The organism is Fischerella muscicola PCC 7414 (assembly GCF_000317205.1).
GTDB classification, from domain to species: Bacteria; Cyanobacteriota; Cyanobacteriia; order Cyanobacteriales; family Nostocaceae; genus Fischerella; species Fischerella muscicola.
Genome location: NZ_AJLK01000085.1, coordinates 1 through 21,316 on the forward strand (window position 1 = coordinate 1; position 21,316 = coordinate 21,316).

The 21,316-nt window shown below is 40.4% G+C and carries 25 protein-coding genes; 13 read left to right on the forward strand and 12 right to left on the reverse strand.

Going from position 1 to position 21,316, the window contains the following annotated elements; translation table 11 throughout:
- The first annotated feature begins 1,090 nt into the window (after window positions 1-1,090).
- From UYI_RS0112190 to UYI_RS0112205, 4 genes are read left to right on the forward strand one after another with little or no spacing between them, the layout of a single operon-like run.
- Complete coding sequence (locus UYI_RS0112190; RefSeq protein ID WP_016866946.1) at window positions 1,091-1,735, forward strand: hypothetical protein; 645 nt, start codon at window positions 1,091-1,093, stop codon at window positions 1,733-1,735.
- A 10-nt stretch (window positions 1,736-1,745) separates the two neighbouring features.
- Window positions 1,746-2,888 carry a hypothetical protein gene (locus tag UYI_RS0112195; RefSeq protein ID WP_016866947.1) on the forward strand — a complete coding sequence of 381 codons (1,143 nt, stop codon included), beginning with the start codon at window positions 1,746-1,748 and terminating at the stop codon, window positions 2,886-2,888.
- The gene (locus UYI_RS0112200; RefSeq protein ID WP_016866948.1) at window positions 2,878-3,288 is read left to right on the forward strand and encodes a hypothetical protein; all 411 of its coding nucleotides are present in this window, start codon (window positions 2,878-2,880) and stop codon (window positions 3,286-3,288) included. Before UYI_RS0112195 ends, UYI_RS0112200 begins: the two co-directional genes overlap by 11 nt.
- The gene (locus tag UYI_RS0112205) at window positions 3,288-3,656 is read left to right on the forward strand and encodes a hypothetical protein (protein ID WP_016866949.1); all 369 of its coding nucleotides are present in this window, start codon (window positions 3,288-3,290) and stop codon (window positions 3,654-3,656) included. The genes UYI_RS0112200 and UYI_RS0112205 overlap by 1 nt, the downstream gene beginning before the upstream one ends.
- A 204-nt stretch (window positions 3,657-3,860) precedes the next feature.
- On the opposite strand, the gene UYI_RS0112210 is transcribed toward UYI_RS0112205, so the two are convergent.
- From UYI_RS0112210 to UYI_RS0112230, 5 genes are all read right to left on the reverse strand, one after another.
- Window positions 3,861-4,670: an MOSC domain-containing protein gene (locus UYI_RS0112210; RefSeq protein WP_016866950.1), complete on the reverse strand. Its 810-nt coding sequence runs from the start codon at window positions 4,668-4,670 to the stop codon at window positions 3,861-3,863.
- A gap of 107 nt (window positions 4,671-4,777) precedes the next feature.
- On the reverse strand, window positions 4,778-5,746 hold the full coding sequence (locus UYI_RS0112215; protein ID WP_016866951.1) for an FTR1 family iron permease: 969 nt from the start codon (window positions 5,744-5,746) through the stop codon (window positions 4,778-4,780).
- 93 nt (window positions 5,747-5,839) lie between these two features.
- Entirely contained in the window at window positions 5,840-6,274 is a 435-nt protein-coding gene (locus tag UYI_RS0112220; protein ID WP_016866952.1) for a ferritin-like domain-containing protein, read from the reverse strand.
- A 206-nt stretch (window positions 6,275-6,480) separates the two neighbouring features.
- Window positions 6,481-7,524 carry a ComEA family DNA-binding protein gene (locus tag UYI_RS0112225; protein ID WP_026085908.1) on the reverse strand — a complete coding sequence of 348 codons (1,044 nt, stop codon included), beginning with the start codon at window positions 7,522-7,524 and terminating at the stop codon, window positions 6,481-6,483.
- A 386-nt stretch (window positions 7,525-7,910) separates the two neighbouring features.
- A complete protein-coding gene (locus UYI_RS0112230) occupies window positions 7,911-8,942 on the reverse strand; it encodes a multicopper oxidase domain-containing protein (protein WP_016866954.1) in 1,032 nt (343 codons plus the stop codon).
- A gap of 471 nt (window positions 8,943-9,413) precedes the next feature.
- On the opposite strand from UYI_RS0112230, the gene UYI_RS0112235 reads away from it, so the two are divergent.
- From UYI_RS0112235 to UYI_RS0112270, 7 genes are all read left to right on the forward strand, one after another.
- Window positions 9,414-10,190, forward strand: a complete 777-nt coding sequence (locus tag UYI_RS0112235; RefSeq protein ID WP_016866955.1) for an energy-coupling factor ABC transporter permease — start codon at window positions 9,414-9,416, stop codon at window positions 10,188-10,190.
- Between the two features lie 204 nt (window positions 10,191-10,394).
- Complete coding sequence (locus UYI_RS0112245) at window positions 10,395-11,303, forward strand: cation diffusion facilitator family transporter (RefSeq protein ID WP_026085909.1); 909 nt, start codon at window positions 10,395-10,397, stop codon at window positions 11,301-11,303.
- A 37-nt stretch (window positions 11,304-11,340) separates the two neighbouring features.
- Window positions 11,341-11,670, forward strand: a complete 330-nt coding sequence (locus UYI_RS0112250; RefSeq protein ID WP_016866958.1) for an energy-coupling factor ABC transporter substrate-binding protein — start codon at window positions 11,341-11,343, stop codon at window positions 11,668-11,670.
- Window positions 11,654-12,466, forward strand: coding sequence for a cobalt ECF transporter T component CbiQ (cbiQ, locus tag UYI_RS0112255; RefSeq protein ID WP_016866959.1), 813 nt, complete (start codon window positions 11,654-11,656; stop codon window positions 12,464-12,466). Before UYI_RS0112250 ends, cbiQ begins: the two co-directional genes overlap by 17 nt.
- Window positions 12,441-13,274 (forward strand): energy-coupling factor ABC transporter ATP-binding protein, encoded by an 834-nt coding sequence (locus UYI_RS0112260; protein WP_026085910.1) that lies wholly within the window; start codon window positions 12,441-12,443, stop codon window positions 13,272-13,274. The genes cbiQ and UYI_RS0112260 overlap by 26 nt, the downstream gene beginning before the upstream one ends.
- Before the next feature lie 446 nt (window positions 13,275-13,720).
- On the forward strand, window positions 13,721-14,644 hold the full coding sequence (locus UYI_RS0112265) for an energy-coupling factor ABC transporter permease (protein ID WP_016866961.1): 924 nt from the start codon (window positions 13,721-13,723) through the stop codon (window positions 14,642-14,644).
- Entirely contained in the window at window positions 14,637-15,287 is a 651-nt protein-coding gene (locus UYI_RS0112270) for an energy-coupling factor transporter transmembrane component T family protein (RefSeq protein ID WP_016866962.1), read from the forward strand. Before UYI_RS0112265 ends, UYI_RS0112270 begins: the two co-directional genes overlap by 8 nt.
- A gap of 293 nt (window positions 15,288-15,580) precedes the next feature.
- Here the strand turns inward: UYI_RS0112270 and UYI_RS0112275 are convergent, their stop codons facing one another.
- The 3 genes from UYI_RS0112275 to UYI_RS0112285 form a co-directional block, all read right to left on the reverse strand.
- The gene (locus UYI_RS0112275; protein WP_016866963.1) at window positions 15,581-15,778 is read right to left on the reverse strand and encodes a type II toxin-antitoxin system HicA family toxin; all 198 of its coding nucleotides are present in this window, start codon (window positions 15,776-15,778) and stop codon (window positions 15,581-15,583) included.
- Between the two features lie 3 nt (window positions 15,779-15,781).
- Complete coding sequence (locus UYI_RS0112280) at window positions 15,782-16,024, reverse strand: DUF1902 domain-containing protein (protein ID WP_016866964.1); 243 nt, start codon at window positions 16,022-16,024, stop codon at window positions 15,782-15,784.
- 149 nt (window positions 16,025-16,173) lie between these two features.
- Window positions 16,174-16,392, reverse strand: coding sequence for a helix-turn-helix domain-containing protein (locus UYI_RS0112285; protein ID WP_016866965.1), 219 nt, complete (start codon window positions 16,390-16,392; stop codon window positions 16,174-16,176).
- A 184-nt stretch (window positions 16,393-16,576) separates the two neighbouring features.
- On the opposite strand from UYI_RS0112285, the gene UYI_RS0112290 reads away from it, so the two are divergent.
- Entirely contained in the window at window positions 16,577-16,798 is a 222-nt protein-coding gene (locus UYI_RS0112290) for a hypothetical protein (RefSeq protein WP_016866966.1), read from the forward strand.
- A gap of 48 nt (window positions 16,799-16,846) precedes the next feature.
- Here the strand turns inward: UYI_RS0112290 and UYI_RS0112295 are convergent, their stop codons facing one another.
- From UYI_RS0112295 to UYI_RS0112310, 4 genes are all read right to left on the reverse strand, one after another.
- Window positions 16,847-17,965 (reverse strand): ABC transporter ATP-binding protein, encoded by a 1,119-nt coding sequence (locus UYI_RS0112295; protein WP_016866967.1) that lies wholly within the window; start codon window positions 17,963-17,965, stop codon window positions 16,847-16,849.
- A 74-nt stretch (window positions 17,966-18,039) separates the two neighbouring features.
- Window positions 18,040-18,264: a type II toxin-antitoxin system HicA family toxin gene (locus UYI_RS0112300; RefSeq protein WP_026085911.1), complete on the reverse strand. Its 225-nt coding sequence runs from the start codon at window positions 18,262-18,264 to the stop codon at window positions 18,040-18,042.
- Window positions 18,264-18,482 (reverse strand): type II toxin-antitoxin system HicB family antitoxin, encoded by a 219-nt coding sequence (locus UYI_RS0112305; RefSeq protein ID WP_009458174.1) that lies wholly within the window; start codon window positions 18,480-18,482, stop codon window positions 18,264-18,266. The genes UYI_RS0112300 and UYI_RS0112305 overlap by 1 nt, the downstream gene beginning before the upstream one ends.
- A gap of 26 nt (window positions 18,483-18,508) precedes the next feature.
- Window positions 18,509-19,222 (reverse strand): GUN4 domain-containing protein, encoded by a 714-nt coding sequence (locus UYI_RS0112310; protein ID WP_026085912.1) that lies wholly within the window; start codon window positions 19,220-19,222, stop codon window positions 18,509-18,511.
- Window positions 19,223-19,870: 648 nt separating this feature from the next.
- Here UYI_RS0112310 and UYI_RS0112315 point away from each other — a divergent pair.
- Window positions 19,871-21,292, forward strand: a complete 1,422-nt coding sequence (locus UYI_RS0112315) for an NADP-dependent isocitrate dehydrogenase (protein WP_016866970.1) — start codon at window positions 19,871-19,873, stop codon at window positions 21,290-21,292.
- Window positions 21,293-21,316: the final 24 nt, after the last annotated feature.

Genomic DNA, 21,316 nt, shown 5'->3' on the forward strand with positions numbered 1-21,316 from the left:
CAGATGTTTCATATCGATGCGATCGCTGTGTACCGTTGCGATTAATAAGTACCTAGATGGAATTAATTACACAAATTGTATTTCTGTTCTCTTGTCAATTGACTTTATATTGTCCAATTGAGACGAGGACAAATTAGCTCACAGTCTCAAGCGACTTTAAGGTATTAAACAATACATCAAATATGTCTTATTTAAATTAGACATATGTAAGACAATAAAACTTGACTGTCTTAATTAGTGTGCTGTAGTATATGTACATCAGATAAAAGACTTTGGTTGTGAGAGTGATTGTGGAGTTATGTGTAAGTGATATGACAGGTTTACATGCTTGTCAGCTATCACATCATGTCTCTGCTACGAGTAGCAGCAATATCTAAGCCTGTTGGAGACCCATATGATATGTCCCTCAAACTCTCATGAATTTTTCAATAGTTCAAATACCTTCAAGACAAATTTGTGTATTGAAAATATAGCTATTGAAGATTCGCCTTTTTTCGCAAAACCACAGCCAGTCAAGAAAGACAGTTTTCTCACACAACATTGGTATGACTTACCTCCAGTTTTCTCCCATATCAACTTGCGTGTAATCGAGATGCTTTGTGAAACCCAACATGGGGAGTTCACAATTAGCTGCAAAAAAGGCAACTATGAAATCATTGTGGAGACGAGTGGGCATGTGCGGCAACGCTATTACTTAACAAAAACAGAAATAGAAGATCTTCAAAAAATTTACTACCAATACACACAAGTTTGGATTGCGTGGTGGTCTCGTCATAATTTGTAAATAGTTGCATTTAAAATATGAAAATAACTCTGCAATTTGAGAGGAAAGATAGTGAAGCAGGGTTACTCATACCAATTATTTATGAAGATGCACAGAATATAAAAAATGAACCGCCAAGAACGCCAAGAAAGCCAAGAGTGGAGGGTTACTCATTTAGTACGGCTTCACATTAAATTGGTATCAATAGAATATCTATAAATCTAAATATATAAGGCTTTTGGATAAACGAGAAGTTTAGCAAGCTGGAGAGGTGTAAAAATACTTCCCGGCTTTTTTGGTCTAAATATATTCCATCAGGATATTGTCATGAAAAATAACAATCCATTCGCCATGATTGTGTTGGCGATCGCCATCATATTTACTATTAGTAAACACATCGAATCCAACAGCAATTCTTATCAAACCACAGTGTTTGCTAATCAACAGCATTCACTCAGCTACCAACCCAAAATTTACATTGCCTTACAAACGAATTCCCCCGAAATGACAGACTTTGTTCAAAGTTTTGTAGATTTGGCGGCGCGACAAACAAATAATCAATTAACATCAATTGATATTTTCGCTGGAGATAAAGTCGAAAACCTTTATTCTCAAACAGCTAGTCGTCGTCAATTGCAAGAATTAATTGAGTATTTAGATACTCAACCATCATCTGATAAAGCTTTGATTCAAGCTATGCAACGCTTCAAAGATGAAGTGGAGCAAAATCCAACGCGACCAATTTATGGGTATATCGTGACGCAGGGAACAGCTGATCGTGCTTCTTTAGCAGCTATTCGTCAGATTTGCGAAAAGCTAACTAAAACAGACTCTAACAAAGCTCATCTTTTCATCATCGGACTAGCAAAAGAAAACCGTCTACCAATGTCCAAAGCTTTTGCACCCATCAGAAAAAATGTGCAATTTGCAGGTACAAAGCAGCAAGAGTGGCAAGAACTGATGCAGTTTTAGGAGTTAAAAAATGGGATTTTGGAATTGTTTGTTTGATTGGATGTATTTGGACACTCCCCAAATTCCTTGGCGTTGGGGAATATGGGAAGTGGAGAGTTTATTTGAAAATCGTCACACTCTCCCCTTAGCAAAATTTCTAGAAACCAAAGAACCGCAACTGTTGGCGCAGTGGTTTGCTACTGTTGCTCCCGCAGCCGCACAAGCACGTCAAGCAGAGGTTACTCTTGATAATTTACGTTTACAGAGAAACCAACTAGCAGCTAAACTAGCCGAACTCGAAGTTTTGGATACTGAAGAAGCAGATTTTCTCCAACGCGATCGCACACAACCAATAAATTATTGGGAATGGCTACTCACCATTGGTTTGTCTTTGATGCTGTTTGTAGGTATTGCAGAAATATTACTCCAACTTGACTTAGGTAAGTTGTCTCCGAAAAAAATGCCCTTATTTTACTTGGCTTTGCTAGGTGCAATTTGTCTCACCGCAGGCGCAAAGTTAATGGTAATTCGCTGGGTAAAAGCTACCCGTAGCTATGAACCAAAACGCAATTTTTTCGACGATCCAAACTACGCTAATCCCGTTCCCTTTTGGTCGCGTCTCACCTCGGGTGATAGTGCAGTCTGGTTAAGTATAGCGATCGTGGTGTTAGAAGTAGCATTTGCTGCACCAGGATTCATTGAGATGCTACCGCACAAATTGCAAAAACAATTACTCATCCAAATGACAGCGTTTTTAGGTACAGGAATTGCAGCCATGATCAATATTGGTTTGGCTTGGGGAACAGCCTTGAACGAAATTCGCCTTGAACAAGAACTCACCAACGTCAGAACTCAACAGTTAGAGTTAACCTGGCAACAAGCCAAACAAGGAAAAATTGACTATCAAAGGCAAACAGAAGTTGCCAAAGTATTGTTGAAAGTACTTACCCAAGACTTAAAAGAACAACAGCGCATAGCCAAAGACCTCAGAAAACGGGCGCGACTAGAACACAAACGCTGGGAGATGACTGTCAAGAGGCGTTTTCGCAAATGGCTCAATAGCCATCCCAAAAAATGGCAAAGTTTCAAGGAATTCTCCAGCCAGGAAAACACACCTAACGGCAATCAGACATTTTCTAGAAACATTAGGGAGGTAGATAGCGATGAACAATAATGATAAACAACTGCCAAATCCGAATAAACCACAAGTAAATGTGGAATTACCAACAGAATTTGGAGGCAGAAAAATTCAGCAACTAGATATTCAAGGTCATACAACTCATCCACACGCTGATTTTAACTGGCATCTCCTGAATCAAATTGGTCTTCCTGCCAGAGTACCTGATGTTTTAGCCGATTTAATTCTGTGGCTAGCTGCAAGCACCTTCATTGGTTCAGTAGGCAAGCTATTAATTCAGTTGCCAGGCGTCATCGTCATTATAGGTGTTGTCTTAATTATTTTGTTTTTTCTCAGTATCTACGTACTCAACACGGCATCACAAGCTAGTATTCGTTGGTCTTTAGTATACCGTTGGATTTTGATTTTTATTGGAATTGGTTTAGGAGTTCGCTAATGTCTCAAATTTATCTTGCTCAACAACAAAAATGGCTGGATGACTATCACCACTCTACCAGAGCAGCGATAGCTGGATTAATTGTAGGCTGCGGTATCTATATTATTGGTGTATATAACAATCAACCTTTGGTTAGGTCTGCTTGCTCACTTCTGGGTGTAATTTCTGCCTATTCAGTAACACAAGTTCGATGGGTGGCAAGAAACAATCATGCCATCCTTGAAGCAAGTAGAGATATTTCCGCCCAGGCTACTCTTGATCATTTATTCTTGGGTGTGCGTCCAGAGGTGATTTCCCAATCTGCCGAAACTGTGGAAGGCGTTACCATGTTACCGTTTTCTCCTGGTTTAACTAACGAACACAGATGAACACCGATGGATTATGGGTTTGCTGTTAAGTTAATCTGCGATCGCTATTTTCAAGAAAGATATCAGCTAGGGTAGTAACGCATTATCTTTGATATCATTGGCGGTGCGTTAGGACTAATATCCATAACGCACCCTACTGGACTACATCGGTGTGCATCTGTGTTCATCGGTGGTCGATTTCTCAAACATAATATTGTCATAGCATTAATTCACATCAGGCATTATCATTAATTCCTCGCCGATTGCCACACTACCACTACTAATTACCTGCGCTAAAACACCAGTCTGGGTATGCTGAAATTGCTCTTGCAAAAGAGACAATAACCTCATATCTCGTTCTCCAGTTTCAGGATGAACATCTATATTTAAGCAACGATTAATTCTGGCTGTCACAACTATTCGGGCTGTTCCCAGTTGTATTTCTTGCCCCACCCAGTCAAATTCCTCCCAAGCAGGGACACCTTCTACAACAATATTTGGGCGGAAGCGCCGTACGTCTATTGGCTGCCCAGCTAATTGACTTAAATTGTCAATAGTTGCTTGACTGACGAGGGAAATATGTACTGCTTCCCGGTCGGGATAGCGAGTTTTGTCAAATTCCCCAACTAGCTGTAGAGGTGCGCGGTTAGGGTGTCTCGCAGCTTGACTAGGGTAAATTCCTGCTAGGTAGCCAGTGAAAAAAGCTGATATTAGATCCCTTCCTTTACTAGTTGTAGTATCAGCAACTAATAACTCTATACCTTTGCGCTTGACTGTGAAAATGCCAGTTTCTGGATTATAGAAACAATTCAAAGCTGCAAGTCCTGGCCAGTCGTTTTGCATGGCGAAGTTTTGCTTCTTCATCCAAGACACAGTAGTCAAGCTAGTATCTGTGGCGTTTTGCTTATACATCAAAGCAAAAGCGCGATCGCCTGGAATACCGTGTCCGACTTTGAGGTAGACGCGATCGCACTTGTGACTACTTAATCCTTTAACTGGATAAATCAATAATTGCTGAACAGATATTTTAGTCATTGGGGATCGGGGATCGGGGACAAGGGAAGGGGGAAAAGGGGGACAAGGAGGACAAGGAAGTATTTATCTCTTATCTTCCCCAATTCCCAATCCCCAGTCCCCGATCCCTATTCCTTAGCTGAACTAATCGGTTTTTGTCTTGCTGAAATATTCTTGCTATCTTGAGCAGAACCACCCATGATACTACGGAAATATAAACCTCCAACAGTCAATAAAAATACAATGTATCCTACTGCCTGCACAATATAGAGATGTTCTCTGTAGCCAAACAAGGCTTTGAGTACAATACCGGGGAATTTTTCTTCAGGTAGGATATTGGCTGTATTCCAAACCATTGGCCCTAGTATACAAGAATGAATTTTGGTAAACCTTTCGTAGTAAAAACAAAGGCTTTCGGAAGCACGATTACTGAGGGCATAATTAGCGGCAGCTTCGTCAAAATTATGTAATGCAGAAATTACTAATCCACCAACAATTAATACCAACAAAACACCCATGACCTGGAAAAATTGGCGGATATTAATTTTAACTCCCCATTTAAATAAAAGCACACCAATTGCTGCTGCAAGTGCAATCCCGCCAATAGCCCCAAGGGCAGGAATTAACCCCTGTTGAAAATTAGCAGCGATGAATAAAACTGTTTCAAAGCCTTCGCGGACAACGGCAATCAAAATTAAGCTAAAAACACCCCAGCCAGCATTAGTATTATCTTTTAAAGCTTCTGTTACCGCTCCCTCTACTTGAGCTTTTATAAATCTAGCTTGTTTGGTCATCCAGATCAGCATCCAGCTGAGCATGATAATGGCCAGTACACTAAATACAGCTTCCATCAATGGTTCAACAACAGATGTGTACTGGGGATTAATTGCTCCCAGTACTTGTATTACCCAACTAAACAACACGCCAATCAGCGCACTTAAGGCAATACCAACACCGACACCAGCATACACCCAAGGATTGAGTCGGGATTGTTTAGCTTTTTTCAACAAAGCCAAGACAATACCAACTACTAAGGCTGCTTCTACTCCTTCTCGGAGTGTAATTACAAAAGTAGGTAAAGCAGTACTAAAGTCCATCAGTTGTCCTTTGTCATTTGTTATTTGTCATTTGTCATTTGTCATTTTTCACTAGTTAATAACTAATGACTAATGACCAATGACTTGTGACTCTTAACTAAAATCGCGTAACATTTTCTTCAGTTCAAGATTATGCATCTCTTCCTGACCGATCATAGTTCGAGCGAATTCTTCTAGATAAATACTTGCATCACTAACTGTATCAAGCAATTTTTTATACAAATCTAATGCTTTCTTTTCGTGTGCCAAGCTTTCTTCCAAAATATGCTTCACTGAATGCTTGTAACTTTCTTCTATTGGGGCAATTTTCAGGCTAGGATGTCCATCTAACCCTGTGAGAATTTCTCCTACTTGTTGAGCGTGCAGCAAAGATTCGCTTGCCTGGGCCTTAAAGAAAGTTACAATCGGAATGCGATTGGGGCCAGTTACCATCAAAGAGTAGTGAGTGTAACGCACAACTCCTGCCAATTCAAACTCCATAATGGCGTTGAGTAGATCGATTGTCTTTTTTTGGTCAAGTTCTTGCATTAGTTCTTAATTTTCGCTAAAAGCCAGAAGTTTTCAGTGATGAGCTATGAGTTAGAGAGTCTCTAACTTTTGATCCATTTCTCAGTAAATTTTAAATTCTTAGTTTGGAACAAAAAGTCAATAGTAATCTAACCCTATGTATTATTGTGTTTGTAGTCAGGACTTTAGTCCATGTTGAGCAAAGATAGCACTGACTACAAACTTAATTATCGCTGCGCTTGGGTTTTGGCAGTGTCAATCACTTTTTGAGATTCTAATTCTATTGCTTTGACTTGTTTGGTAACTTCCTCAGGAGTATTGACTGGCTTGGCTGGTGGAATCACACTTGGCCAGGTTTTTTTCAGTTGCGCCATACTCGCCCGAATTGCTTTGTCTGCTTCCGGCTTATCTTTAGCCATCTGGCTAGAGATGCTTTTATACAATTCGTCAGCGTAGAGTACAAAGCCACGGGAATCTTGATATTCAATAGCTGCGGTGATTTTACCGTCGGCGACAGCTGCACCATATTCTGAGTTAGCAGAATCCAACAGGCCGTTAATTACCTGGAGGACAAATGATGGCTGGGTACGCTGAGTTTCTGGTAAGGCTGCGATCGCTCCATCCACCGACTGCATAGAAGTAGTAAAATTAGTCTTGACTTTGCCGTCTTTGGGGTTAGATTTGACCAAATCTTGCAAACTCACTAAAGTTGTCTTAAATTCTTTGACTTTGCGCTCATTTAATTGATCTTCCACATCAACATAAATCTCTTCCACTGGATGACCTATATGAGGTTCAGCTTGTTTCGGTTGATTTTGATCCAATAGCTCTTGCGCTACAATCAGATGTCCTTTCATCAACCCTAGCTTGGTCATGTAATCTATATCTTTGGCTTCCCCAGTCAAAACCACTTCCTGAACAGTTACTTGATCCTTTATTTTGTCAAACTGTTCTTGAGTAATTACCTTCTTGCTGACTAATTCCTCTGGACTAGCATAGGGACGATTTGCCTGAATTTTATTTGATAATGCTGGTACACCTAGCTGCGCTTCAAATTTATCTAACTCAGACAAAATAGCTGTATTGATATTAATTTGCTTTTTGCTACCATGACTGCTATGGCTTACTGCTTCTGTTGTTTGTGCAACAGAATTGGGAGTACTAGCTGCGGGTGAATTTTCTGTGGTTGAAGTGCCACCATTGTTACAAGAACTCAGAGTTACAATCGCACAAGCAGCGACTGCCATACACAGATAACGGAATTTTTTCATCTTTGCTCCTGAGGATATTTATACAGTTATCAGTTATCAGCTTTATAAGTGGGTATAAGTTCCCGACCGGTAAAGTTCATTGATTGAAAAGCAAGTAAATAAAGGACTTTTTAAGCTAGCGAATTGCCACGGTTACATTTGACATTTTGTTGTAGATTTTGCTAAGTTATTCTTGCACCTAGTGAAAGTTTTTATCAACTAGTTCACCATTGCAAGAGCTAAAATTTAATAATTAATTTCAATTTGATTGCTAGATAATTAAGATTTATTATCAATAATTCTTAACTGAAAGATAGCAAAATGATCTTAGTACTCGTAGCGAATTCTCATCGGAAAGACTCTGCGTCCCTCAGCGCTTACTTTGCGTCCCTCTGCGTTGAAAAATGCTACGATTTTACGCTTTTTGCTGTATTTTGAGAGTATTTCTCAGCCACAACTTCAAATAAGCCCATACACCCGTTTTCTGTGATCGCATCTTGGTGCGGGTGAAACATATACTTCCCTGGATAACGAAAAGCAAATTCTAAGATGTGCCTTTCTGCTACACCCATTGTGATGACATCGCTTTTTTGGCTGGGAGTAAGAGTCATTCCAGTCGGATAAACATCAAAAAAATTAGCGTGCAAGTGAAATGTCACTGCGGGGTCGAATTCAATAATATTGAGGACATACAATCGAATCAACTGATTTTGATAAATGCGGATAGGGTTATCCATGTAGTAATGGGGTAAACCATTAAAGGCGTAATATTCGTTGTGGTTATCATCATTGACGTCATACCCAGCCATCACCAATACAATCTCATCCGCTGCTGGACGAGGCTTAGGCGGATCGATAATGAACATGCCGTATAAACCTTTGGCAATATGTCGAGTCACAGGTTCAATATGACAGTGATAGAGATGAACACCAAAGGGTTCAGCGTCAAACTCGTAAATTGTGGCGCTACCGTTACTAACTGGACGCACGCCGTCCATTTCTGCTGGGTGGATACCATGAAAATGTAAAGAGTGGGAATGTCCAGCTTTATTCCAGAACAATATCCGCACGCGATCGCCTTGTTTTGCTCTCAGTGTCGGCCCGGGGATGCGACCATTTAAGTCCCAGATGTTGTAAGATACAGCACTATTGAGCTTAATCGCGGAAGTTCCAGCAGTGAGACGAAATTCCCGAATTGTCCGCCCATTTTCTTGCTTCAGTGTCCCATAATCAAAATTCCGCAATACTTGTATCGGGTTGACAGCACTGTTAAAATTTTCCTCTGCCTCCAAGGGTGGTACTCTTACTAACTGCTTTTGTGCTGCTAATTTATCCCATACCACAGCTGTTCCTGCGATGCCTGCACTGGCTAATCCTAATTTCAACAGTCGACGGCGATTTAAAAATTTCTCTTGATTGAGAGCTAAGTAGTTAGGCATGATTCTATCACGAATTATTTGCAGCAAAAAACAAACTGCAAATTTTTTGCAACTACTTTATATTCATATAGGAATTAAAAATAATTGTCAATTATTTTTGAGTGACTTTCAAGCCGCAAATATAGCGATTTTCCATTGCATACAATACACTTTTACCTCACACCCTCTCCTTGCTAAGGAGAGGGGCTGTGGGTGAGATTTGTAGTAAATGTTTAATTTTTTATTTATTTATAAATACATCTACCATAGGTAATACCATTTCACGTTAATCACGATCCATATAAATTTGTAGAGACGCGCCATGGCGCGTCTCTACACGCCTGTATTTGTATCAAGGTTTTAGTGAAATAGTATAAGATTATACAAAACTCAATTTATATTTTCTTTTTTACTTTAAGATAATGATAATCATTATATAATAAACTTGAAGATTAAAAACTGCCAATATAAACTAAGTCCTTATACATATTTATGGAATGGCTGATTTTGAGAATAATTCTTAAAGTAAAACGTATATTACCCGTCTTGCTGGGGATTTTTAGCTTTTATATAGTTGTAAGTGCAGCTGCACCAGCCTATGCAATGCACATTATGGAAGGCTTTCTACCCGTAGAATGGGCAGTTTTTTGGTGGATAGTAGCTTTGCCCTTTTTTGTGTTGGGGTTACGACGAATATCACAGATCACCCAAGCAAACCCGCAATTAAAATTACTCTTAGCATTGGCGGGAGCATTTACATTTGTGCTATCTGCCTTAAAAATGCCATCGGTGACTGGTAGTTGTTCCCATCCCACAGGCACAGGATTAGGAGCAATACTATTTGGGCCTTTGGCTATGTCTGTATTGGGTAGTTTGGTACTGCTGTTTCAAGCATTGCTCTTGGCTCATGGTGGTATAACTACATTGGGGGCGAATGCATTTTCAATGGCGATCGCAGGGCCATTTATTGCCTATTGGATTTATCGCTTGCTTGTACCAACAGGTAAACAAAGGCTAGCAATCTTTCTCGCCGCCGCGATCGCAGATTTGGTGACTTATGTTGTCACTTCTATCCAATTAGCTTTAGCATTTCCTGTGGCTACGGGCGGAGTCCTCGCTTCCTTTATAAAATTTGCAGGCATTTTTGCTATTACACAAGTTCCTTTAGCAATTAGTGAAGGATTATTAACAGTACTAGTGTGGAACTGGCTGGCTAACTATGGTCGTCAAGAACTGGAAATGTTGCAGCTAATCAAGCAGGATGAGTAATACCAATTTTGGATTTTAGATTTTGGATAAAAACCATTAATTGGCTATTCCAGAATTTTGAAACAAGACTCCCGCGTGCCAATTTGGTATAACTCAACTACTTGTAATCCAGCACAACGATGGGTTAGGATGCCAAAAAAATACATGAACATGTATTCATGTATTTTTAGCTGATATAGAAGTTTTTTATCGCCATAGCTAGCTATGTCCATGCATCACCACCACGGCCATCACCATCAGCCTACTTACAACCGTGCCTTTGTCATCGGTATTATTCTGAATATGGGATTTGTGATTGTTGAGGCAGTATTTGGTTTTCTGACGAACTCCTTAGCTTTAACTGCCGATGCTGGTCACAATCTCAGCGATGTACTGGGGTTAATACTTGCTTGGGGTGCAAGTTGGCTGGTCCGTCGTCGCCCAACGAAGCGCTATACTTACGGATTACGTCGTTCTTCGATATTGGCTGCTCTTGTTAATGCTTGTTTGCTATTGGTAGCTATGGGCGCGATCGCCATAGAAGCGATCGAACGCTTAGGCAGTCCAAAGCCAATTGCTGGAGGCACGATCATTACTGTAGCCCTTGTTGGGATTGTGATTAATGGCATTACAGCTGGGATGTTTATCTCTGGTAAAGACAAAGATTTAAACATTAAAGCAGCATTCCTGCATATGGTGGCTGATGCTTTAGTATCTTTTGGTGTAGTTTTAGCTGGTGTCGCCATTATGGTAACTAACTGGCTATGGTTCGATCCAGTAATCAGCTTAATTATTGTTGTGGTAATTTTAGTTGGCACTTGGAGGTTGTTGTCTCAGTCACTGGATTTAGTACTTGATGCTGTTCCTCAAGGAATAGATTTGGCAGCAGTCCGTACTTACTTAGCAGAACTTTCTGGTGTGGTTGCTGTGCATGATTTGCATATTTGGGCAATGAGTACTACTGAGTCAGCACTGACAGCACACTTAGTTATGCTTACTGGTAATCCTGGTGATGCTTTTTTATGTCGAGTCGCGATGGATTTACATGACAAGTTCGGCATTGAACACACCACAATTCAGATAGAAACTGGTAATTTTCTATTACCTTGCGCTCAGAAGAATTGTTGTGACTAGGGATATAGACTTACAAATAACTGTGGACTATTAACTTATGACTAATCAAAAATCAAAAATTCAAAAACATAAATGGAATAATTGGTTATTACTATTAGCAGTAGTTGCATTATCAGTAACACCCCTAATGCTCATTAAAGATGCAGAATTTAGTGGAGCAGATGGTCAAGCTGAAGAAGCAATTAAAGAGATACAACCTCAATATCAACCTTGGTTTAATTCATTAATTGAATTACCAAGTGGAGAAGTTGAGAGTCTATTATTTGCAGTGCAAGCGGCTGCGGGTGCTGGTGTAATTGGTTATGTAATTGGACTGTATAAAGGACGCTCAGAACAGCAAAATCATCGTAATGAAAATTCAGATTGACACCTTAGCTTATACTAATCGTTTGTGTTGGTTGCCACCAGAACAAAAACTTCTATTTGCCAGTGTCCTACTAATCATTGCTGCCTTTGGTCATCCTTTTATACAACTTATGATTGCTCTTTGGATGAGTATTTGGACAGTAATTTATGCAGGCATTCCTAGCAAAACATATTTAAAACTGATTTACGTTGCAACTTTTTTTTGGTTAACAAGTTTGCCAGCTTTAGTCATCAATGGTATTGAGGTATCTCATTTAAATTTAGTAGAACAGGACTCAATTGTAGGATTAACTTTTGGCAATTATTACTTATACCTCAGTCACCACGGGGCTTTACAGAGTTGGGCAATTCTAACGCGAGCTTTAGCTTCTCTTTGTTGTTTGTATTTTATCATTCTGACTATTCCTTTTACTGCACTCTTGCAAACTTTAAGACGCATTGGCTGTCCAGTAATTATTACTGAAATTTTATTACTGATGTATCGCTTTATTTTTGTACTATTAAGCACAGCTTCTGAATTGTGGATTGCTCAGCAAGCTAGGGGAGGATACCGTACTTTTGCTACTGGGATGAAAAGTCTAGCACTACTAATTGGACAACTACTCAAACGTACAATAGACAACTATCGTCAAGTTTCCTTGAGTTTAGAATCAAGGGGCTTTAATGGAGAATTGCGGGTTTGGCATCCCCATCGCTATCATCAATCAAAGCGATATATAATAGAGGCTATTTTTGGCTGTGCTTTATTAATAGCATTAGAATGGGGGCAGAATGCAGGAATGGTTACTAGAATTTGAACAATTACATTACACTTATTCAGGAGCTAAACAAGCGGCTATTAATAATCTCAGTTTAAAAATTCCTGCTCAAAAAAAGTGTGCATTAATTGGTCAAAATGGTTGTGGAAAAACCACTCTATTTTTATTAGCAAATGGTTTATACAAACCAGATAAAGGAAGAATTATCTGGCAAAGTAAACCACTACAATATGACCGTAAATCCTTAGTGCAATTGCGTCAAAAAGTTGGCGTAGTTTTCCAAGATCCAGAACAACAACTAGTGGCTTCTACGGTGGAAGAAGATATTTCTTATGGATTGTGTAATTTAGGTTTACCGGAGATTGAAATTCAACAGCGAGTCGAGCAAGCATTAATTGAATTTGATTTAATAGAACTTGCTCAAAGACCTGTACATCATTTAAGTTTAGGTCAAAAAAAGCGAGTATCTATCGCAGATGTAATGGTGTTAAAACCAGAATTATTATTGTTAGATGAACCAACAGCCTATCTAGATAGACTGCATACTCGTAAGTTGATGACGACTTTACAAAATATCCATACGTCTGGCACAACAATAGTCATGGCAACCCATGACCTTGATTTAGTTTATCGTTGGGCAGATTGGATATTTGTGATGGATAGGGGACGGTTAGTGCTGGAAGGAAAGCCCAAGGATGTGTTTACTCAATGTGACATTCTTGAGGAATTACAGCTAGGAGTACCCTTAATTTGTGAAATGTTACGTGCTGTTGATGAAGTTACTAAAGATAAAACTATTTTAGAGCAATTACAACAGCGAGTATTAAATAAATTTCTTTATTTTTAGAGATTTGTAAAAAACAAGATCCCCGACTTCTCTAATAAGTCGGGGATCTGACTCTCTCAATTTTCACAACTCGTTGAGGATTGCTACGCATTTTAATTATTGATTTTTGATGTGAAAAGTTATTTATTTTAATTTTTTGTTTTTTAAATTTATTAACTTTATTATACTTATTAAAATATAAAAATCGATATGGGTTAAACAACAAATCGTAACGCAACAAAATTTATTTATTTTGTATATTGTTCACTTACAAGATTTAACAATCAAAAGTATAAGTAAATCATTTTATACAAACTTAGTTGTCAATAATCCTGAGGTAAGAGTATAAAATCCCCCAAGAGGGCATTGCACAAGAGGAATAAATTTTGTTTTTTTATGAATTAGTTTCATGTCGTAGTTATAAAAAAATACTCTGTGCAAATAAAAATACAAACGGGAGATACCTAATGCATATTCCTGATGGTTTTATTTCTCCACCAGTAGCTGCTGCTACTGGTGTAGCAAGTGTGGCTGCACTAGGTATCGCATTGACGCGATCGCGAGATGCTTTTGGGATAAAACATGCACCTATTTTGGGTTTAACTACTGCCTTTATTTTTGCTGCCCAAATGATTAATTTCCCAGTTGCAGGCGGTACAAGTGGTCACTTATTAGGGGGAACTTTAGCAGCAATTATTCTGGGTAATCCTTGGGCAGGTACAATATGCATCGCCACGGTTTTAATTATTCAAGCTGTGTTGTTTGCTGATGGGGGAATCACAGCCTTAGGAGCAAATATTTTTAACATGGCAGTAGTAGGAGTCTGGGTAGGCTGGAGTTTAACCCAAACCCTACAGCGATTGTTCGGGGGTTACAGAAGTCGCTTACCATTAGCAGCTGGGATTGCTGCTGCTGTGAGTGTGGTTATGGCTGCGATCGCCTGTGCGATTGAGTTAGCTATTTCGGGAACAGCACCTCTGGCAATAGTTTTACCAGCCATGACTGGTATACACATTTTGATTGGAATTGGTGAAGGTTTGATTACTGGGGGTGTGTTAGCTTACCTAGCTACAGTTCGACCAGATTTGTTACCAGGAGAACAACGTCAGTTACAAGGATGGGTAGTGCCAGTAGTGAGTATTCTTTTAATTTCTGGTTTACTTTCCTTAGTAGCTTCTGCATGGCCAGATGGTTTGGAAAGAGTTGCGGAAAACTTAGGCTTTATTAACCTCGCCGAACAGGTAAGAGTAGCAGTACCAACACCTTTCGCCGACTATAGCATAGAGGGATTGGGCCCCATCGGTACAAGTATCGCCGGAATAATTGGATCGATTGTTTGCTTTGCTGTTGCCTTTGGCATTGCACAAGTAGTGAAACCAAAGAATGCTTAAACTATCATTACCCTTACGCTTACAGCTATCTCTGGTGATTGTCATCGGGGCAGCTTTTTTAAAGTATGAAGCTTGGTACTGGCTAGCTGCATATGCTTCCATTGCCCTGATTTGGACTGTTTTATTACGCGCACCTCTGCCTCAACTAACAGGCTTGTTAGGTACAGAATTAATATTTCTGTCATTGATGGCTTTACCTTTGGGATGGGAACGAGCCAGTTTTCTGTTGGTTCGTTCTCTTGTTTGCTTACTCACCATGAATAGTTTTTTGTTAACCTTACCACCACATAGTTTTGGTATTGCTCTGAAGGCTTTGCCTGTTCCGGGTGGTTTGAAGCAAAGTTTACTATTGGCTGGACAATATCTAGAAATCTTATTGGCAGAAGTACAGAGAATGCAACGTGCCGCTCAATTACGGGGTATTAATGGCCCAGGTGGGTGGTTACGTTACGCTAGTGCAGCGATGATTGGAAGTTTGTATCTCCGCAGTTTAGAAAGAGCAGAAAGAGTTTATGCAGCAATGGTAGTTCGTGGTTATACAGGAGAACTACCTGTAGATTCAACATTAACAACAAAAGAGCGAATGATTTTATTCGCAGCTTGTGCGATCGCTGCTAGTTTAACCGTAGCTTCTCATTTGTAATTAGTCGCACAAGTCAACTCAAGTAGGGTGTGTTACGGCTATCTAAGAATTTGAGCGTTTGAGAGAATGATCAATAGCCGTAACGCACCCATTTATCTCGGTGCGTTCGCTTCGCCATAACGCACCCTACTGGACTAGTAAGTTTTGCCACACTAGCTCAAACCTAATCATAATGTGTCCACATCCGGATAACTTTAACTGTTTTCTCAAATTCAACTCAATTAGGATCAGAATTCAAAAGTGCGATTGCACTAATTCACCTAACAGCATATACCGTGAGCGATCATATACAATTAAAAGACTTTTGGTAGTCCTGCCTGCTTTAAAACAGCATTGGCTGTGTGGCGCGACTTAATAGAACTATCGACTACAAATCGATGATCTGTTATTGGACTATACCAAATTTCATGATCACCTTTACCTTGCCGCTCAAAGTAACAACCAGCCTCTTGAAGAATCTTTTTTAACTCAGGAGTAAATGATGAACTCATCTACTAAGCCACCTCAATTAATTCTTGTCGATGGCTAGTCAACTCAAAGGTAATAGAACCCTTGTATTCAGAAGTCATGATTCCATTCAATTGAATGAGTTCTGGAATCATTACCTTCAGTTTCTGCATCAGAGTCTCAATCGTAGAAGCTTCTGTTACCAATCCTGGTACATCTTCACTAGTTGCAACCCAGACTTCGGCTTCTGCATCCCAAAAAGCTTCAACCTTGTATGTAAGTTGTGTCATTATCAAGCCTTTTGTCAAATTAACACGGTAATTCTAGTTTAGATAAATTGCCTCAACTCAATTAGGATGAGAATTCAAAAGAGCGATCGCACTACTTCACCCAACAGCATATTCTGTAAGCGATCGCATCCAAGCTGAATGAAGGTTTGCTACTCCTGGTGATCCTCTTCGTCGATATAAAACATATCGCCTAGCGACACATTAAATAACTTGCAAATCTTTATTACCGTTTGATTATCCAAGCGACTGAAGCGATTATGGTACAACCTGCCGATAATTGTTGGACTTAACCCAGTTCGTGCTGCAACTTCTTGCTGGGTTAAATCTTGGTTATCCATATAATCTCGTAACTTGCATTTTACATCCATAAATTTTCACTCTACTCTACACCATATTAATTTTATAACTATCTACTAACAATTATCTAGATTGTAGTTGACATTTAGCTAGCTAGCTATTATGCTATAAACATAGAGAAAGCGGTTCCACAGTCGAAAGTCAAACCGCTTCTCTACCCACAATATTTGTGACAATATTCTGGAGACTTAGATCATGCCACAAAACCTACTCCTTTGCCAAACATCAACAAGAGGCTGGTTAAACTTAGCTTACGCTCGCCAAATTCACATTCGCCCAGTGTATCAAAATATCTCCAACGAGCAACCTGCTTGCTTCATTACTTGGAGTAACGGCGACAAAGAAACTTTTGTTGGCAAAGATGCGAAAGCAATAGCCCAAACCTGGCACAACTACCTAAATTCTACAAAATCCTGATACCTATTGAATTTATTAAAAAGGCGTACAACTGTACGCCCCTACCAATCAATCAGCCACAGGGGGATATAAGCGATCGCCAGTAGCAGTATCAAACACAAACAACTTACTCAAATCAATATCCAACACCAAGCGATCGCCTGGACGGGGACGCACATCCGCACCCACCTGCACATTCACCACTACCCCCGAACCAGCTAAACCAGCACGAATCAAAGTCTCCCTTCCCAGAGGTTCCACCACCTTCACCTCCACCACCAACTCTGCGAATTCTCCTTCGCGTCCTTGGCGTCTTGGCGGTTCATTAATACTAATACTCTCCGGCCTCACACCCAAATCAAACCCCTGTCCCTCCCGCAGATGCAACTTCCCCTCCATATTCCCACTCACAGGTAACACCTGCCCATCCACATCAAAACCCCCAGCCACATACTTAGCTGGTAAAATATTCATCGGCGGACTACCCACAAAAGTTGCCACCATCCGATTAGCAGGTTTAGCATAAATTTCTTGCGGTTCACCAATTTGCTGAATTCTGCCGCGATTCAGCACCACAATCTGATCAGCTAAAGTCATCGCCTCAACTTGATCATGAGTCACATATACCGTAGTAATGCCCAGATTATGATGTAACTCTTTTAACTCTGCCCGCGTATCATCTCGTAATTGGGCATCTAAATTTGATAAAGGTTCATCTAATAAAAATACCTGTGGTTGACGGGCGATCGCTCTTCCTAATGCTACCCGTTGCTGCTGTCCGCCGGAAAGTTGCTTGGGTTTACGTTCCAACAAGTGTTCCAACGCCAGCGATCGCGCCACCGTCATCACCCTTTCTTGCACAACCTTAGGCTCAACTTTTCGCATCCGTAACCCAAAGGCAATATTTTCTGCCACCGTCATGTGCGGGTACAGGGCATAATTCTGGAACACCATCGCCACATCTCGTTGTCTGGCGGGGACATTATTCATCAGCTTATCCCCAATGTAAAGTTTGCCAGAGGTGGCAGTTTCCAAACCAGCGATCGTTCGTAAAATTGTAGACTTACCACAACCCGAAGGCCCTACCAAAACCCAAAATTCCCCATCGGGGATATTAAAGGTAATATCTTCTATGGCAGTGACATTGTTGAATTTACGCTTAATGCTTTCGAGACTAACGCTAGCCATTGTTCGGTTGTGGAATTAAATTCTTAAGATGAATCTGGCGAGGTGCGATCGCATTTTAACGTGAAAACTCTACATTACAGCAATGAGATAAACTCCTCCTTGGTAATTTCAGCATCCCGCAATATCTTAAGTAGCAATCCCTTACCAATAGTTTTACCACTATGTACAGGTATCGTGACCACCCGCCCATCTTCATGTTGCATTCGCACATGACTTCCTTTTTGACGTACAACCTGAAAATTTACTTTTTCAAGGGCATTGATCACCACATCACCTGTTATAGCTGGTAGTTTTGGTATCAAATGACTACCTTTTGAATACCTACAAACTCTGGCAGGTTTACATCAGTCTCTTCTTCCAAACACAGTTCAATTACTTCTTTAATATTGCTCATTAACTCATCAATTGTTTCTCCTTGACTATAACAAGCTTTTAATTGTGGAACTTCGCCTACATAATATCCATCTTCATCTCGTTCAATAACTACGTAGAATTCTCGCTTATTACTATCTAACATTGTCTTATTTCTCCTTTTGTCTTGTGTTAACCCCAAGCCGGATGAGCAAATATAGACGCAATCACTCGCACTCCTCGCAGTTGATTAGAAAGGGGTAAATGACCTTTAGGGGCGCTTAAATCCCAAGTAAATTCTTGAGGATAACGTGTCCAGTTATTACCTTTTTTCCAACCAATTTTTACCCAAAGATTATCCCAATTTTTCCCCAAACCCAACCAAATTTCTCGCTGTACTGAAAAACCAAATTTCCCCTCGGAGTGGACTAACCACAACTTGTTAATGGTTTGTAAATCTGTGACTGGAAAATTTTCTACTTCGGTAAAATAAAGCCACTTACGCTTAACAGCTTCTGCACCTGCAATTTCACACATTTTTTGCAGAGTCGTGCGGTCAGCAGCCTGGAAATCTTGAGTTGCCAACAGATGTTGCAAGGGACTGTAATCAATGCCGCAGTCTGATTTTAAAGGTACAATACCCTGGGGAAAATGGGTTTGGAGAAATTCTTTAATTTGAGGCGAATCAGAGTTATACAGCACTTGGTAAGCTTTACCATCAACCCAAGTGGCGGGAGTGTCACGACGTTCCATTAAAAATTCCATCAGGACATCAAATCCGTTGTTACCAAGGTTAGCTAGCTGCGGGATCGTTTGTTGTTGGACTTGCAATGACCCAGCAATTAACTGGCTGCGTAAGGATTCAATGTCAGAAGATGTGCCTGATACAATCATTGGGTCTGTCATGCCATTACTCAGAAAATGCGATCGGTGAACAAGTGTTAGCTAGAAAATTTTGTGGATGGGAAAGCATAGTAGCGTAGAGTAGTTTACAGGAAATTGCTCCCAAAGCCTACTCATTATATACCTGTATTATCATTCGATATGTTAGTTGCTGTAGTACCTAACGACCTGATCAACTCTCGCAAAATATTCGTTTTAGTTCTGCCTACAGCTTGACAGTGGAATTCTAACATTATGAACTCTTAGTCAGTCACACTGATAGTAATCTCTGTTTCATTCTTCAGTTGCTGGCTGTTTGCTGTATATTTTCAGGGTATACCAATTACGCTTCGAGGCGATAAGATAGCATCGAAAGAGAGGATAAGGGATCCGGGATTGGGGCATTGGGAAGAGACTTGTTAAATAATTCCCCCTTGTCTGGCTTGTCCTGCTTACAGCCTCTAGTCCCCAGTCTCCCCAATCCGTTAAACTCTTCTGGAGAGGGGAAAACTCTGCCTACTAGCTTGATCAATAACAAAGCACAGCAAAATCTGTTCTTGCTGTTTGTTGTTCGTTATTTGGAATAATTATCTAGCAACAAACAACGACCAACAACTAACCACCAACAACTACAGCAGCTGTTGTCGCTGCGTCACAATCAGGAGTGTGTGAATGTACGAAAAAATTACTCCCCCCTCAACCGGAGAAAAAATCACTTTCAAAAACGGTGAACCAAGTGTTCCTGACAATCCGATTATCCCCTTCATTCGCGGCGACGGTACTGGTATTGATATCTGGCCTGCTGCCCAAAAGGTCTTTGATGCTGCTGTAGATGTAGCATACAAAGGCAAACGGAAAATTAGCTGGTTTAAGATATATGCTGGGGATGAAGCTTGTGAATTATACGGAACATATCAGTATTTACCCCAGGATACCCTGACAGCAATCCAAGAATATGGCGTGGCAATAAAAGGGCCCTTGACCACACCTGTAGGCGGTGGAATTCGTTCCCTAAATGTTGCTTTACGGCAAATTTTTGACTTGTATGCTTGCGTGCGTCCTTGTCGGTACTACGCAGGTACGCCTTCTCCCCACAAAAATCCAGAAAAACTCGATGTCATTGTTTATCGGGAAAATACCGAAGATATTTATTTGGGGATTGAGTGGCGACAAGGTAGCGAAATCGGCGATCGCTTAATTAAGTATCTCAACACAGAACTCATCCCTGCCACACCAGAACACGGTAAAAAACAAATTCCCCTCGACTCTGGGATCGGCATTAAACCAATCAGTAAAACAGGTTCCCAGCGCTTAGTACGACGTGCCATCAAACACGCCCTGCAACTACCCAAACAGAAACAAATGGTGACTTTGGTGCATAAGGGCAATATCATGAAATACACCGAAGGCGCTTTCCGTGATTGGGGTTACGAACTGGCTACTAGTGAGTTTCGACAGCAGTGCATCACAGAAAGGGAATCTTGGATTTTAAGTAACAAAGAAAAAAACCCCAACATCACGACCCAAGAAAACGCCCGAATGGTTGATCCTGGATTTGATGCTTTAACCACAGAGAAACAAGCCCAAATTGTCAAGGAAGTAGAAACAGTTCTTAACTCAATTTGGGATACTCACGGCAATGGTAAATGGCAAGACAAGGTGATGGTTAATGACCGCATCGCTGACAGTATTTTCCAACAAATTCAAACTCGACCAGACGAATATTCGATTCTGGCGACAATGAATTTGAATGGTGATTATTTGTCTGATGCAGCAGCAGCCATTGTCGGTGGACTAGGAATGGGCCCAGGGGCAAATATTGGCGATGAATGCGCGATTTTTGAAGCTACCCACGGCACTGCACCCAAACACGCTGGCTTGGATCGCATCAATCCTGGTTCGGTGATTTTGTCTGGTGTGATGATGCTGGAGTATTTAGGATGGCAAGAAGCAGCAGACTTGATCAAAAAAGGTATTGGAGATGCGATCGCTAACCGTGAAGTTACTTACGACTTAGCGCGGTTAATGGAACCACCTGTAGAACCTTTAAAGTGTTCAGAATTTGCGGAAGCGATAATCAAGCACTTTAGTTAAATCTCATCTTCAGTAGACAATTTG